Genomic DNA, 15,056 nt, shown 5'->3' on the forward strand with positions numbered 1-15,056 from the left:
CGCCGGACAGCGGGCATAGCCTCGTGTGTCAGATGCCGATGGAGCCCAGCCGAGCACGACCCCACACCCCTGATCGACCGGCTCGTGCGGCAGGGGCACGCGCGGCGTAAGGCGGATCCGGGCGATCGGCGGAGGCTGCGGCTGGGACGGAGATGCGCCGCGTCATCCACAATCCGAGGCCGAAGCCGGAGACGTGCTTCGTCGAGGCCAGCCGGGGGCCGGAGCGGCGGGCCGGCTCGTGTCCCGTGACTGTCACGTGACATTGTCACGTGACAGCGGGCCGTCGCACCGTGACATCGCGCCACCTCACGCCCGCCCTCGCGAGAGAAGCCGGCCGAAAGACATGGCCGCGCGTGCAGAACCGGCGGGCATGCGCATTGCCATGCCTGCCTGGCGCCCGGTGCACGCCCGACACGCGGGCCGGCGTCCAACGGGCCGGCGACAGGCACGTCATGCAGCACGCCCCCTGAAGGCCCTCCATCGTGGACCTGCCGACTTCCATCTTGGTTCAATCTTCGGGCATCAGCGAGAGAATGATATGAAACGTGGACGATGGGTCGTCGCCGCAGCATTGATATGCAGCTGCGATGGCACGAGCGTCGCTCCGGGCGGCGCCCCGAGCGCCGGCGCGGCGCGACCGTCGAACGAGAGCATCCTCGGGTTCGAGGACGCGGGCGCGTGGACGCTCGATGGCGGCGCCGCGCAGGCGAGCGACCAGCGCGCGCACGGCGAGAAGAGCCTCGAGGTGCCCGGCAGCGGGTACCACGAGCTGGTGAGCGCGCCGCTCAGCACCCTCGCGGCGGTCCACTCCACCCTCTCCATCAGCCTGTCGCTCCCGGAGGCGCCGCCCGGCGCGGAGCCGCTGGGGCACGTCCACCTGTTCGTGGAGCTGCCCTCCCAGGGGATCGAGCGCCGGTTCATCCAGGAGGTCGCGCTCCCCCAGGGAGCGGCAGGTCAGTTCACACGCGTCGATTTCGAGCTGCCTGCCGAGTTGGTGGCGGCGCTCAAGACAGAGTACGACGACCTGCGGCTCACGATCGCGCTGGATCTCCCGCGGGGCGCCACGGGCCCTTGCCGGCTCGACGCCATCCGCCTCGGCGCGACGGACGAGGCCCCGAGGCTCCGCGTCGCCGAGGACTACGCGAGGTCCTCGGCGAAGGGGGACATCGTGGCTCAGGGGACATTCACCCTGCGAGGCCGCGTCGAGGACAACACGCTGGCGCGATCGGTCAGCGTCAGCATCGGCGATGCGCCAGCGCAGGCGTCGGCGCTCACTCCGGCAGGAGAGTTCTCCATCGACCTGCCGCTCCGGAACGACCCGGGTGAGTTCCTGACGCCCAACCGGGTCCACATCGTCGCGACCGACATCGACGGCAACGAGAGCGCTTCTGACATCGTGGTCGTGTCCCTCGCGTCCATGGTGCCGGGCGAGCTCATCGTGAAGTTCAGCTCCGGCACGTCGACGGAGGAGCGCGGGAGGGTCCTCTCCGGTGTACAGGGCGCGCTCGCGCGGCAGATCACTCCGGACATGGGCGTGGTCACCGTGCCGAAGGGGACGGAGAGGGAGGCGCTCTCGGCGCTCCTCGCGGGCGGCGAGCCGGTGCGGCTCGCCCTGCCCAACCTGATCGCCGTGCCGACCTATGTGCCGAACGATCCATTCTATTATACGCAGGACTGGTACATCGAGGCGATGAACGTGGACGCCGCCTGGGATATCCAGCGAGGATCCCACGATGTCGTCGTCGCGGTGGTCGACAGCGGCGTGATTTACTATCAGGGGGCGTACTACGGCACGGACAATTGCAGCGGCCCGGGCCCTCATCCGCTGGTCGACAACATCTACCTCAACGCGGACGAGTGCTGCGCCGCGCCCCCGTGCAGCAGCGACTGCATGCCACTCACGACGGGCGGGACCTGCCCGCGGTCGGACCTGAACAGCGACGGCTGCCCCGGCGGCTGCGGGGTGGACGATGACGGCGACGGCGCGACGGATCTGCTCGATCCCGACGTCGCGCGCATCTACACGAACGACCTGGACGACGACGGCGACGGCTCGATCGCCGACGAGATCGGCCCCGGCGGCGTCGCCTGCAACGCCCTGCCCCCGGGCGCGCTGCTAGGCGCGCCCGAAGGACAGGACTGCGACGGGGCCGCGCGAGACGATGACGAGAACGGCTATCCGGACGACTGCCGCGGCTTCCAGTTCGCGCGCCCGGGGCAAGACCTCGGCGGCAGCCCGCTCAGGCCGAACGACCCGTCGCCCGTGGACACCGGAAACACGCACGGAGACATCGTGGCGGGGGCTCTCGGCGAGATCGGAGACGACTGCGCCGGTTACACCGGCGTGATGCAGCGGGTCAAGATCATGCCCCTGGGCAACGGGCGCCTGGAGACGCGCATCGTGAACGGCACACCAACGACCGTCGCCGCCCCGACGTACGATGCCATCCTCGAGGCGTACCAGTACGCCGCGCGCAACGGTGCGCACATCGTCAACAGCTCGTTCGGCGGCAGCTTCAACAGCTGGACGGGCATCTCGTACACTCCCGAGGACGCCCTTCATGACCTGACGGAGGCCGTCTGGGACCTCGGCGTCTCCCACCTCTTGTTCGTGACCGCCGCGGGCAACTGGGGGACCAACCTCGACGCAGTCGATTCGTTTGGGAATCCGCTCGTCGCCGACTTCCCCGCTCATCTCGGGCTGCCCAACAAGATCGTGGTCGCGGCGAGCGACCAGTCCGGCAACCGCTCCGTCTGGACGGGCGGCCAATCGTCCGCCTATGGCGCGAAGACGGTCTCGGTCGCGGCGCCTGGCACGAACACCTTCCTCGGCGCCAACGGCACGTCCCTCGCCACCCCGATGGTCAGCGGCGTTGCCGGGCTGCTCCTGTCCCAGCACAGCGAGCTGCGGGGTGACCCCGTGCGCGTGGTGAAGATGATCGAGCAGACCGCCGCGCCGCTGCCCGCCTTCGCCGGCCTCACCCGCACCGGCGGCATCGTCGACGCGCACGCCGCGCTCACCGCGCCGCTGCCTCCGCAGCCGCTGTTCACCGACGGCACGGTGGGGCGCGTCCCGCTGGGCACGACGACCGCGACCAGCGACATCGACCTGATCGACATCGACAACGACGGTGATCTCGACGTGTTCATCACGCCCTACTCGGTCGCTCTCATGCAGCCGCGCCTGCTCAGGAACGACGGCGGCCACCTCGTGGACGTCACGGCGCTGCAGTTCCCCAGCGTGCTGGTCATTCACACCGATGTGGATTCCGGCGATGTGGACGGCGACGGCGACATGGACATCATCGCGGCAGCTGACTCCGTCACGGGCACGACGGCGTCGAAGCAGGCCGCCCTGTACCTCAACTCCGGCGGCACCTTCGCGGTGGCCACGACCGGGCGCCTGCCATCGACCACGATGTCGGATCGCGCGGTCGAGCTCTGCGACGTGGACGCCGACGGCGATCTCGACGCGTTCTTCGGGAACGTTTCGCCGGGCAACTCGACGCTGCTCATCAACGGGGGCAACGGCGTGTTCACCGACCAGAGCAGCTTCTGGTTCGGCACCACGACGCAGAACATCACGGTGGAGAAGGCGCTGTGCGTGGAGATCGCGGACGTCAACGCTTCCGCGTGCGCTGGCCGCCCTGCTGCCCTGTGTGGGATCTGCTCGGATCCCAAGCGATCGGTCGCCGGGCTCGTGGCGAGCGGCGCGGTGACGCCGGCCCAGCAGGCGGATTGCCTCGCGATCCGTCAAGCCATCTATCCCGATCTCATCCTGGCCGGCACCACGACCATGTTCTTGCGCAACACCCAGGGAGGCCCGTTCGTCAACGCCAACGGTCGTCTGGGCGCTAGCTCGCCGGTGACGACGTTCAAGTCGGTCGACGTCGAGGCTGCGGACCTCGACACCGATGGGGACCTGGATCTGGTGTTCGCCCCCGCAAGCGGGGGTCAGACTGTCCTGCTCTCGAACAACGGGACCGGGTACTTCGCCAACGTGACGGCGAGCCGGATCAGCGCGCACGCCTACGACGCCGACGCTCGCGAGGTCGAGCTCGGCGACTTCGACATGGACGGCGACGTGGACATCGTCATGCTGCGGGGCAACATCCCCTCGATGTTATCGCGCAAGCACTCGCTGTACACGAACGCCGGCGGCTACTTCGCCCAGATCGACGCCCCCTGGCTCACCCAGACCCTCCTCTTGACGGCCGACGGGGACGTCGGCGACATGGATGGCGATGGGGACCTGGATCTCATGCTGGGGAATTATAGCCAGGCGAATCAGCTCCTGCTCAACACGACGGTTCCCTGAGCGAGAGGCTGTCAGGGAGAAGGCACAACAAGAAGAGGCAGCGGCGCTGTCGGCCGGCCGCCCGCCTCGCCCACGCCCCGAGCGCCGCCACGACGAGCCATCCGCGCCGCCGGCGCGCGGCCTCGCCGTCGCGATCGGACGGCCGGAGCGCGCATCCACCGGGCTCCCCGGCCGCGCCAGACTCACGCCCGCCCGCCGCGGCCTCGCCGTCCGGCGGCGGCACGCAATCCGCGTCGATGTCCGGGCAACTTGGGTCGCAGGCCCCGTCGGGGCCGCAGCGGTCCGGGCCGGCGCAGTCGGGATCGACGGGATCGACGCACGCGACCGCGCAGATCCCATCCTTGCCGCAATGCGCCTCCGCGCAGTCCGGATCGGTCAGCGTCGGGCCGACATCGCACGACGCGCCGCAGATCCCGTCGCCGCGGCACGGATCGCCCGCCTCGATGCGGTCGATCTCGGGCTGGATGAACGCCTCGATCGCCGGGGCGTCCGCGCGGGCGCTCACGCCGTCGATCTCGCAGTGGGGGTCGCCGTAGGAGCTCACGCCGGCGACGCGCTCGACGCCCCCCCGCGCGAGGAGCGCGGGGCCGCCGGAGTCGCCGAAGCAGGTGTTGCCGCCGGCGCTCCGCGCGTAGAGCTGGGTCGCGTCGATGGGGCCGCTGTCCGTGTCCAGGCCGACGTCGTCCGCGGGCCCCACGGCGGCGATCGGGAACACGGCGACGCGGCGCGCGAGCGAGGTGCCCGCCTCGTCGATGCCGTGCCCCACGAACGCGAGGCGCGGGCCCACGTACCGCGGGCCGCCGTCCATGGCCTCGCGCAGGAGCGGCGCCGGGGCGACCGGCGCCGCGGCGGCGAGCTCGACGATCGCGAGGTCGCTGGAGAAGGTCGCCTCGTCGAAGCCCGGGTGCCGCACCGCCGCGACCGCGCGGACGACCGCCGGCAGCGGCGCCGCGCCCGGGCGGAGATCCTCGCCGAAGTAGATCCGGGTGATCCCTCCGCCGGGCCCGGCGGAGGGATCGAGGCAATGCGCGGCGGTGAGCACCACGCGGCGCGAGACGAGGACGCCGGAGCAGGAGGCGCCGCCCTCGTCCCCGACGCCGACCGCGTAGTCGCGCGCCGCGTCGAGCGCGCCGCCGAGGATCGCGGCCCGATGCTCGCCGACGCGCTCCGCCGCGCCCTCGAGCGCGTCCCGGGGAGCGCAGCCGGAGAGGGCGGCGAGGGCGAGGAGCGACACGGGCCGAAGGCGCCTTCGCGACATCATGAACCGCACCGCCTCTCGCCGCCTCGGCACCTCACCGCCTCTCACCGTCTCAGAAGCTGATGCTGGGCCTCATCCAGCGCTGCGCGCGCGTGTCGTTGCATTGCAAGATCTGGACGTTCGTCCCGAGATCGATCGCGCCGCCGCTCACGTCGAGGCAGAGCCCGCTGTTGAGGAAGGTCAGCACCTTGCCCGCCGCCGTCCAGAGCCACTTCTGGGCGTTGCTGCCGTTGCACACGCCGATCTGGACGTTGGTGCCGGACTGGACGGCGCCCGTGGCGTCGACCTCGAGGCAGCGGTCGTCGGCGATGGCGCTCCGCAGCTCGAAGCTCGGCGAGTAGAACCATTGCTGCCCGTTGCTCTCGTCGCAATCCCAGAGGGCCACGTTGGTCCCCGGGGTCGAGCTGGCCCCGGCGACGTGGAGACAGCGGTTCCAGCTCAGGTCGCTCTGGATCTCGACGTAGTCGCTCCACTTCTGGGCGTTCGAGCCGCTGCAGGTCCCGGTCTGCACGGCCGCGCCCTCCGCGGTGCTGCCGCCGGCGACGTCGAGGCAGAGGTTCGCGGCCAGCGCGCTCCGCAGCTCGCCGCTCGCGCTCCGGGTCCACTTCTGGGCGTCCGTGCCGTTGCACTCCCAGGTCTGCACCTGCGCGCCGGGCGTCGTGTCGCCGCCCGACACGTCGAGGCAGCGGTTCGGGGCCACGCTGCTCCGCAGCTCGCCGCTCGGCGTGAGCAGCCACTCCTGGGCGCTCGTGCCGTTGCACTCCCAGGTCTGCACCGTCGCCCCCTCCTCCGTGCCGCTGTTCGACACGTCGAGGCAGCGGTTCGAGGCGACCCCGGTCCGGAGCCGCACGCGGCGGCCGTACATCGCCTCCAGCGCCCTGATGTCGCCGTTCGACAGCCCCACGCGCTGCGACGTGAAGGTCGACCCGTCCTTCTTCGTGATCGTGGGCTGGCCGTTGGCGGAGAACGCGAAGGCGTCGTAGTGCATGATCGAGCCGAGGTCGTATGGCCCGAGGTCCACGCCGTCCCTGTTGCTATCGACGTACGAGAAGAAGTTGTGCTGGTGGCCTGGATCGATGTTCTCGAAGTGCACCGTGATCGTCTCGTCGCGATCGGCCCTCGACTGCTCGTGGTACAGGCCGACGGCGTGCCCGATCTCGTGGATGGTGCTGCCGGTCAAGCAGCCGGTGGCCAGGTCGATGAACTGCTGGCCGCCGCTCCGCCCCACGAGGGACGAGCACCCGGTGCTCGGCCGGAACGTCACGTAATCGACCTCCGTCGTGCGGAGCTTGAACCGGAGCGGCGTCACGGACTGCACGTGAGCGATGGCGTCGTTCACCCGGGCCTGGTTGGGCAGGCTCGCGTCGATCGTGTACGGGACGACCCCGCCCGGCCACCGGGAGGCGCCGACGAGCCGCGCCGCGGAGCGCGCCTGCCGGTCCCGCTCGTCGAGGAGGATATCGCCCTCGAGCACCGCCACGCCGCCGATCCGCTCGTAAACCACCTTCCGCGGCCCCAGGCCGGGGAGATCGACGATGCGCTCCTCGACGCGGCCGCGCACGCCGGGAAACGCGAGCTCCGTGCGCGCGTCGAAGGAGCTCCCGGCGCCCTCCCCGTCCGCGCCGGGCTCTCCGACGCACCCCGGGAGGAGCGCGAGCCCGAGACCGAATATCGCCTGAACACCGAACCTGCTCCGCATGATCATGAGTCTTCCTCCATGGGCGAGCGATGCGCCGAGATCGAGAGATCTCCGCCCTCGCGCAGCCACGTCGTCCCGGCCCTCGGATCCGAGCGGCGCTCCGGCGAGCCCGGAGGCGCCCGCGGAGGCCTGCGGCGCTGGCTGCGGATCATCGGTCGTCCCTCTCGTCGCGTCCGCGGGGGGTTCCCTGCGGGAGGACCTCGAGAGACACGGCGATGCCCCGCTCGAGCGCGAGCCCGCCCTGGGACCCTCCTCTGTGCGATCGTCAACCTGTGCCCTTTGAATGCCGCCGAGCCCGGCCGGCCTTCATGGATTCGAAGACGGGCACATCTTTTTTTCTTCTGGAGCGCGTTCCGGGGAGATCTCGGGGCAAGGAGCCGACGCCCGCGCGGCGCCCGGCGGCAGCAGCGGCTCGACGTGACATCGCCCGCTGGCCCCCTTCGGCAGTCCATCGCCGCAGCGCTCGGGCGTGAGCGCCTGCGTCCGGGCTGCGCCGGCGGTCACATTCCGGGGGGCTGCCTTGTCCTGGGAGCGGACCCCACCCGGAGAGGACATGAAGAGACTGCTCAGAATCGATGCAAGCGCCCGTACGCAAGGGTCAATCTCGCGGAGCGTGGCGGACTATTTCCAGGTACGCTGGACAGAATCGAATCCGGGCGGCCGCGTCATCGTTCGCGACCTCGCCCGGTATCCGGTGCCGCACCTCGACGCCGTGACCATCGCTGCGTTTCTCGCGCCCACGCCGCCTTCCGGGGGGCCGCCGCCCGAGGGCCTCGTGCTGTCCGACGCCTTGATCGATGAGCTGAGCTCGGCCGATCACTTGCTGATCAGCAGCCCGCTGTACAACCTCACGCTGCCATCGACCCTCAAGGCCTACTTCGATCACGTCATCCGCAATGACCGTACGTTTGCACAGGTAGAAGGGCGCTATGTGGGCCTCCTTACAAGCAAGTCGGCGTCCATCGTGACGGCGCGCGGCGGCGTCGCCTCGCCCGCCGCCGAGGACGAGCTTCAGACCCGCACGCTGCGGGCGATACTGGCCTTCATCGGCGTCACGAAGGTCGACGTGATCTCGCTGGATGGGATGAGCGGAGACGAGGCCTCTCGGTCGCGTCGCGTCGCGTGCGCGCGGGCCGAGATCGACCATCTCTTCGCCTCTCCTGGAGAGCCGGTGTGGCTCGGGCCGCTCACCGAGGAAGATCGCCGGGAGATCGGCGGGCTGCGGGCTGCGCAGGCCGCTGCCATCCAGCGGGGCGACGCGGAGGCCTACGCGGCGCTTTGCACCGACGACATCCAGCTCCTGATCCCGGGGCATGATGTCGTCTCCGGCCGCGAGCGGTTCCTCGCGTGCGAAGCGGAGCTCTTCCGGAGCGCGAGCTTCGCGTCGTTCAGGAAGACGCCGGAGCGGATCGAGCGGAGCGGCGACCTGGCCGTCGAGGTGGGCCGGCAAGAGGTGGCCATGCGGCGCGGCGGGACCGCGGGCGTCTTCGCCGCGCGGCAGAAGTACACGCATGTTTTCCGGCGGACGGCGCAGGGCTGGCGCTTCGCCGTGCTGATGTCCAACGCCATCGAGTAACCGTCATGGATCACCGAACGCGTCTTTTCGAGAGCCACCGCCCCCTCCTCGAGGGGCTCGCTTACCGGATGCTCGGCACGCGCGCCGACGCTCTCGACATCGTGCAGGAGACGTTCTTGAAGTGGAGCCAGACAGACATCGACCAGATCCGCGACGCGCGCGCGTGGCTCGTCACGGTGTGCAGCCGCATCGCGTTGAACACGCTGCAATCGGCGCGTTCCCGGAGAGAGACGTACGTGGGCACCTGGCTGCCGGAGCCGTTGATGGAGGATACGCGGAGCCCTGACGAGGAGCCGCAGATCGACGAGACCGTCTCGGTGGCGTTGATGCACGCCCTCGAGAGGTTGACGCCGAAGGAGCGCGCCGCGTTCCTGCTGCACGACGTGTTCGGCTACAGCTTCGACGAGATCTCCACCCTGCTCGGCAAAGAGAGCGCGGCGTGCCGGAAGCTCGCCTCCCGCGCCCGCGCGCGGGTCCGCGACGCGCGGCCGAAGTTCGCGGCGTCGTCCACCGAGCACCAGCGCCTCCTGACCGCGTTCCTGAACGCCGCCCGCGCCGGCCGGATCGACGAGCTCCGCAGCCTGCTCGCGGAGGGCGTGGAGCTCCACGCGGACGGGGGCGGCAAGGCCGAGACGGTGACCCATGTGCTCCGCGGCGCGGACGCGGTGAGCACCTTCTTCGCCCGCGTCTGGAGCGCCACGGCGCACCCCGATGGCCGCTACCGCTTCGTGCTGCGGTGGTTCAACGGCTCCCCGGGGCTCCTGGTCCACGACGAAGATCGGCTGATCGCCGCCGTGAGCGTGAGCGTCGACGAGGGCGTGATTCGAGGGATCTATGCCCACCGCAACCCAGAGAAGCTCGCAGCCTTCCTCGCGGAGGCTGGCTGAGCGGCGCGGGCCCGGCGAGGGAGGGGCTGGAGAGCAGCGGCTGACCGAGAGGAGAGGATGCGTGCGGGGGGCCGTGCTCATGAAACGCACCTTCGGGTTCGATGCTTTGCGATGCCCGAGGTGCGAACGGAGGATGCGCGCGCTCTCCACGATCACGGACCCAGAGGCGGTGCGCCGCATCCTCGTTCATCTCAACCCCCCCTCACTATTTCACGGCGATTTCGGCGAACGTCAGCGCCCCTGGACCTCGAAGTTGGTCACGCCCCAGCCCTCATCGAAGAGGCCGGTCAGCCCAGTCGCGGACAGGTCGAGCGCGAGGTCGGGCGCGGAGTGCGGGAAGACCAGCTTCATGCGGTACACGGAATCGCCGTACGGATAGGCGAGGGTGTTCACCTCGAGCGCTCCCGCCCCGGCCAGGCTCCCGTCCAGCGGATAGCTCTGAGAGCTCATGGTGTTGGAGAAGGACTCGCTGAGCAGCTCGACGCCGTCCGCGGAGGCGGCCCAGACGCTGGGGCCAAAGGGGCCATCACCATCCCAAGCGTTGATGAGGTAGAGGTCGAAGCTGACGGTCAGCTCGGTGTGGGGGGCGAGATCGTTGAGCGTCAGGTGCGCCGTCTCGTTGCCGAACTGCCCCAGGAAGGTGCGGTCTCCGAGCGGGGTGACGCTGGTGACGATGGACGCCCACTCCTGGCCGATGGATCCGGTGAATTGATTGAAGTAGACGCTGCGGGGGCTGTTGATGACCGGCCCGCCCTGCCCGTGGCTCGCGAGATCCGTGGCGACCTCCTGGGCCGAGTCCGCGAAGCTCGCGTCGCCGGTGAGGCCCACGTCGAGGATGCACGTCTGCTTGACGGCCTCGTCGGTGATGCCGGCGCAGGCCTGCTCGCCCGCGGCCCTCTGCGCGGGGGTCAGGTTGTTGAGCCACGCTGGCTGCCCGGGACCGGCCGGATCGCCGCACGGCGTGCCCTGCTGGATGAGCGCGACGTCGCCCTGGGCGGCGCCCACCCGCCAGACGTCCGCGTAGCTGTTCGTGTCCTGGTACATCTCGAAGAACGTCAGCGCGCTGCTCAGCACGCTGCCGTCCCGCGCCATCATGAACTCGTTGGTGGGGTCGTTATCGGCGTTCCCGAAGAGGCCGACCATATTGCCCACGCTGGCCGGCGGGACGAGGAAGAGCATGTCCAGGTACAAGCCGAGGACATAGCTCCTTGGACGCACCGCCAGCCGCTCTCCCGTCGGCCAGGCCAGCACGGTCCTGCCGCTCGCGGACTGGTAGACGCTCCCGCCGCCGGCGAGCGCGAGCGCGCCGCTCGACGGCACCGTCGCCTGTTGCCCGTTCAAGTAGAGCGCGCCGTTCGCGTGGAACTCCACGAGATCACCCGCGATGCGCGCGCCCACGGCCCGGCCGGTCGAGACGCCCGGCGACACGGGGCACTGCCGGATCTGGATCTCCAGATCGGGAGTGGCCGTGCTGGTCGCCATCACGAAGTCGCCCTCCCCCTGGAAGTCGAAGGCGACATTATCGAAGCTGACGTAATGGGGGTCTCCCCAGCACACGGCGGGCTTGCAGGACGAATCAGCGGTGTCCACCCGGCACCCCTTCATGACCTTGACGAGGAGGGCGTCGCTACCACCGCCGCCGAAGGAGTGACCGCAGAACGGCGCGTCCGTCCTGCCCGTCAGGAAGACGTTGCCCCTCGGATCGACGGCGACGCCTTGTCCCGCCTCCGTCGCGTTCGTGCCGATGTACTCGGTGCGCAGGTGTGCCCCCGCCGCGCTGTACTCGCGCAGGTACATGTCCGCGCTCCCGAGGGACGCGTCGGAGTCGAGGTCGCGGGGGGTCTGGCCGGTCAACACGACAGATCCACCGATGACGGCCACCGACGTAGCGGAGACGTTCTCGCTCGCCGTTGTCTGCCGGATCCATTGCGTCGTGAGGCTCGCGTCCAGCTTGGCGAGGAAGGCGTCATACGCCGTCGAAGAGGCATAAGGGGGGAAGTTCCCGTTCGTCGTGCCGGAGACGTAGACGACGGTTTGACCCGACTCCACCGCAGTGGTCAGGCTGAACGCCTGGTCCTGGAGGTTCGTGCCGAGGAGAGCCACCCCGCCCAGAGCACCGCTGTCGCTGTAGCGGGCGACGAAGGCGTCAGCGCTGCCGCCCGCGTACGGTTGGCCTGCCAGCGCGCCGGTGGTGTAACCGGCGACGTAGACCTGCCCATCGGCTCCGACGGACACGCTGCGCGCGATGGTCGTCCTGTTGTTCACTCCGAGCTGCCTGGTCCAGACAGGATCGCCGCTCGCCGAATACTTCGCCACGAACAGCGACGTCGTGCCGCTCGTCGGCGGCGGGTTCACCCCGGCGAGATTCCCGCCTGTGGAGCCCACCACGTAGACGCTGCCGTCAGGTGCGTGGGCCACAGACCACGCTTGATCCACCACAGCCGTACCGAACTGGCGCCGCCACGCCTCGGTCCCGTTTGCGTTCAGCTTGACGAGGAAGGCGTCCGACGATCCCTTGTGCTGGCCGGCTTCGATCGCGCCGCTCGTGTGGCCGACCACGTAGAGCGACTCGTTGCCGCTCGTGGGGCACTGGGCCGAGGAGACGGCGACGCTCGTCGCCTGGTCGCTCGCCGACGTGCCGACCTGCGCGCCCCACAACAGGTTCCCGTCCTGCCCGACCTTGCGGATGAAGGCGTCACTCGCGCCGCTGTTCACCTCGCCCGAGATGGCCCCGGTGGTGGACCCGACCTGGTAGACGGCGTCGCAGGACGCGGCGACCGCGTTCCCGAGGTCGGCGCCGGTCGTGGGAGTCTCGTCATGCCACGTGAACCCCTCGAAGCTGGGGCAGGTCACGTTTTGCAAGGGGAGCGGGAGGCCCTTCGGGCTATCTCTCCCCGTGGGGTCGAACGGGAGGGTGGATAGGGGGGAGTCGTCCTCCTTGGGCCTCAGCTCCTCCTCGGTCGCGCTGGTATCGTCGTTCAGCTCCCCGGCGGGGGCGAGATCATCCCCCTCCGCTCCGGCGCCGTCGTCCCCGGAGGAGATCGGCGCAGCCTGGTCGGGCTGGGGGCCTCCCGTCGAGCCCACCGGCAGAGGATCGCCGGTCGAGCCGCTGCAAGCGGCGACGCCCGCTGCCAGGATGCACACGGAGAGCGTCTCACAATGAAATCGTTTCATGATTGAACCTCGCAGTGAATGATGCGAACTCGAAATGGCCCTGAGGCTGGGAGAAACCGATGTTTCATTCTCTTTGCTGGTGGCCCCCGTACTATCCAGCCTCTGTGAGGTCGCGCGCCCGGCCTTGACGCCGCCGGTCCTCGACGAGCGCGCGTTCCTCGCCGCCGAAAGCTCAGAGCTTCCGGATAGCCCCTCATCGCGCTCCGATTCTCGCGGGGGTCGCGGGGAGTGCGGGCGTCATGAGCAACGAGCGTGCCTGACCTTTCAAGCTTCAGATCTGCACCACCTGGCCGCAGGCCGAGCTCCTCGGCTGAGCCCGTACCGCGCGCAGGTGAGCGCCGCTCCAGGGACGGGATTGTTCCGCCTCCGTGCAGGGGGCATATGCGGCAGCGTGCTCGTCACCCAGGGACGCAGCGCTTCATCCAGGGACGCGGGCTCCATCGCGGCCCCCATCCGCAGCTGGACGCCCATGGGGCGCCCTCGGCTGGTGCGCTGCCGCCCCGCGGTCGAGCACACGGCGCTTCCAGCGCCCCGACGGCCAGAGCAGCAGGAAAGCAGGCCCGGTGCCCTGCTCTTTTTTTCTGGACTCAATAGTCCAGAACGATCATGCTCTCTCCGTGGCCCGTCCCAAGGAGTTCGATCGCGACGAGGTGCTCCGGCGCGTCATCCCGGTCTTCTGGGAGAAGGGCTTCGCCGGCACCTCGACCGAAGATCTCGTCCGTGCCATGGGGATCGGCCGACAGAGCCTCTACGACACGTTCGGCGACAAGCGACGGCTGTTCCTCGAGGCGCTCCGCGCCTACAACGCCGACAGCATCGCCTCGGTGATCAAGGAGCTCCGGGCCGGACCGAGCGCGCTCGCGGCGCTCGAGCGTGTCCTCGTCGACCTCGCCGAGGAGCACGGCGCGGCGCGCTCCCTCGGCTGCATGGGCGTGAACGCCGTCTGCGAGCTCGCCCGCGAGGACGACGAGGTGCGCGCGCTCACCGCGACCAGCGCCGCGCTGCTGGAGACCGTGCTCAAGGACGTCATCGACGACGGCAAGGTGAAGGGCGACATCGGCCGCGCGGTCGACAGCCGCGCGGCCGCTCGCTTCCTCGCGACCACGCTCAGCGGGATGAAGGTGCAGGCCAAGGCCGGCGCATCGACCGAAGCCCTCCGCGACGTCGCGGCCTTCGCGGTCCAGAGCCTGCGCCCGCGCTGATCGCGCGGCGGCCGCTCCGGGCCCCGCCCTCGCCGCGCGCTATTTTTGACTGATCGTTCAAGTAAACCGAAGCACAACAGCCAACGACACAAAGGAGCTCAACATGAACAACGACATCGGGCCGCTCGCGGGGAAGAAGGCGATCGTCATCGGCGGATCGCGCGGCATCGGCGCGGCCATCGTGAAGCGCCTCGCGCGGGAGGGCGCGGCGGTCGCCTTCACCTACGTGAGCAGGCCGGACCGGGCGCGAGAGCTCGTCGCGGCCGTCGAATCCGGGGGTGGGCGCGCCATCGCCCTTCAGGCCGACAGCGCCGATGCGAGCGCGCTCGAGCGCGCGATCGCCGAGGGCGCGAGGGCGCTCGGCGGGCTCGACGTCCTCGTGAACAACGCCGGCATCCTGATCTTCGGCAACGTGGAGGAATACAGTCTCGAGGATTTCGACAGGATGCTCGCCGTCAACGTGCGCGGCGTGTTCGTCGCCGCCAAGGCCGCGGCGAACCACCTCTCGCGCGGCGGGAAGATCCTCGTCATCGGCAGCAACATCGCCGAGCGCGCGATGCTCGCCGGCTCGGCCGTGTACGGGATGACGAAGGCCGCGGTCGCCCGGCTGGTGCGCGGGCTGGCGCTGGATCTGGCCCCGCGCGGGATCTCGGTCATCAACGTCCAGCCTGGCCCGACGACGACCGACATGATGCCGGCCGACGGCCCGCACGTCGACTGGGTGCGCAACATGAGCCCCGAGAAGCGCATCGCCGACCCCGACGAGATCGCGCGGTTCGTCACGTACCTGGCCCGGCCCGAGTCGACCTACATCAACGGCGTGAGCCTTACGATCGACGGCGCCTTCTCGGCGTGAGCTGCCAGAGCGCTGCTCGCAGAAACCCCCCTACTTGCTCGGTGAGCCGAAGCCACGCTACGACCGGCGCAGGAACACACCGCATG

The 15,056-nt window shown here is 69.9% G+C and carries 8 protein-coding genes; 5 read left to right on the forward strand and 3 right to left on the reverse strand.

Annotation, left to right across the window (positions count from 1 at the left end; translation table 11 throughout):
• Positions 1-538: 538 nt before the first annotated feature.
• On the forward strand, positions 539-4,318 hold the full coding sequence (locus WMF12_RS43780) for a S8 family serine peptidase (RefSeq protein WP_437854628.1): 3,780 nt from the start codon (positions 539-541) through the stop codon (positions 4,316-4,318).
• Here the strand turns inward: WMF12_RS43780 and WMF12_RS43785 are convergent.
• Positions 4,299-5,552, reverse strand: a complete 1,254-nt coding sequence (locus WMF12_RS43785) for a trypsin-like serine protease (protein ID WP_437854629.1) — start codon at positions 5,550-5,552, stop codon at positions 4,299-4,301. The genes WMF12_RS43780 and WMF12_RS43785 overlap by 20 nt on opposite strands.
• Positions 5,553-5,628: 76 nt before the next feature.
• Complete coding sequence (locus tag WMF12_RS43790; protein WP_437854631.1) at positions 5,629-7,281, reverse strand: ricin-type beta-trefoil lectin domain protein; 1,653 nt, start codon at positions 7,279-7,281, stop codon at positions 5,629-5,631.
• Positions 7,282-7,828: 547 nt separating this feature from the next.
• Here WMF12_RS43790 and WMF12_RS43795 point away from each other — a divergent pair.
• Both WMF12_RS43795 and sigJ read left to right on the forward strand, forming a co-directional pair.
• Positions 7,829-8,851: an NAD(P)H-dependent oxidoreductase gene (locus tag WMF12_RS43795; RefSeq protein ID WP_437854632.1), complete on the forward strand. Its 1,023-nt coding sequence runs from the start codon at positions 7,829-7,831 to the stop codon at positions 8,849-8,851.
• Between the two features lie 5 nt (positions 8,852-8,856).
• Positions 8,857-9,738 carry an RNA polymerase sigma factor SigJ gene (gene sigJ / locus WMF12_RS43800; protein ID WP_437854633.1) on the forward strand — a complete coding sequence of 294 codons (882 nt, stop codon included), beginning with the start codon at positions 8,857-8,859 and terminating at the stop codon, positions 9,736-9,738.
• A gap of 231 nt (positions 9,739-9,969) precedes the next feature.
• Here sigJ and WMF12_RS43805 read toward each other — a convergent pair whose 3' ends face one another.
• A complete protein-coding gene (locus WMF12_RS43805) occupies positions 9,970-12,912 on the reverse strand; it encodes an SBBP repeat-containing protein (RefSeq protein ID WP_437854634.1) in 2,943 nt (980 codons plus the stop codon).
• Between the two features lie 617 nt (positions 12,913-13,529).
• On the opposite strand from WMF12_RS43805, the gene WMF12_RS43810 reads away from it, so the two are divergent.
• Complete coding sequence (locus tag WMF12_RS43810) at positions 13,530-14,114, forward strand: TetR/AcrR family transcriptional regulator (protein ID WP_437854635.1); 585 nt, start codon at positions 13,530-13,532, stop codon at positions 14,112-14,114.
• A 103-nt stretch (positions 14,115-14,217) separates the two neighbouring features.
• Entirely contained in the window at positions 14,218-14,970 is a 753-nt protein-coding gene (locus WMF12_RS43815) for an SDR family oxidoreductase (protein ID WP_437854636.1), read from the forward strand.
• Positions 14,971-15,056 lie beyond the last annotated feature (86 nt).

Source organism: Sorangium sp. So ce363 (assembly GCF_051520435.1).
Taxonomy (GTDB): Bacteria; Myxococcota_A; Polyangia; order Polyangiales; family Polyangiaceae; genus Sorangium; species Sorangium cellulosum_B.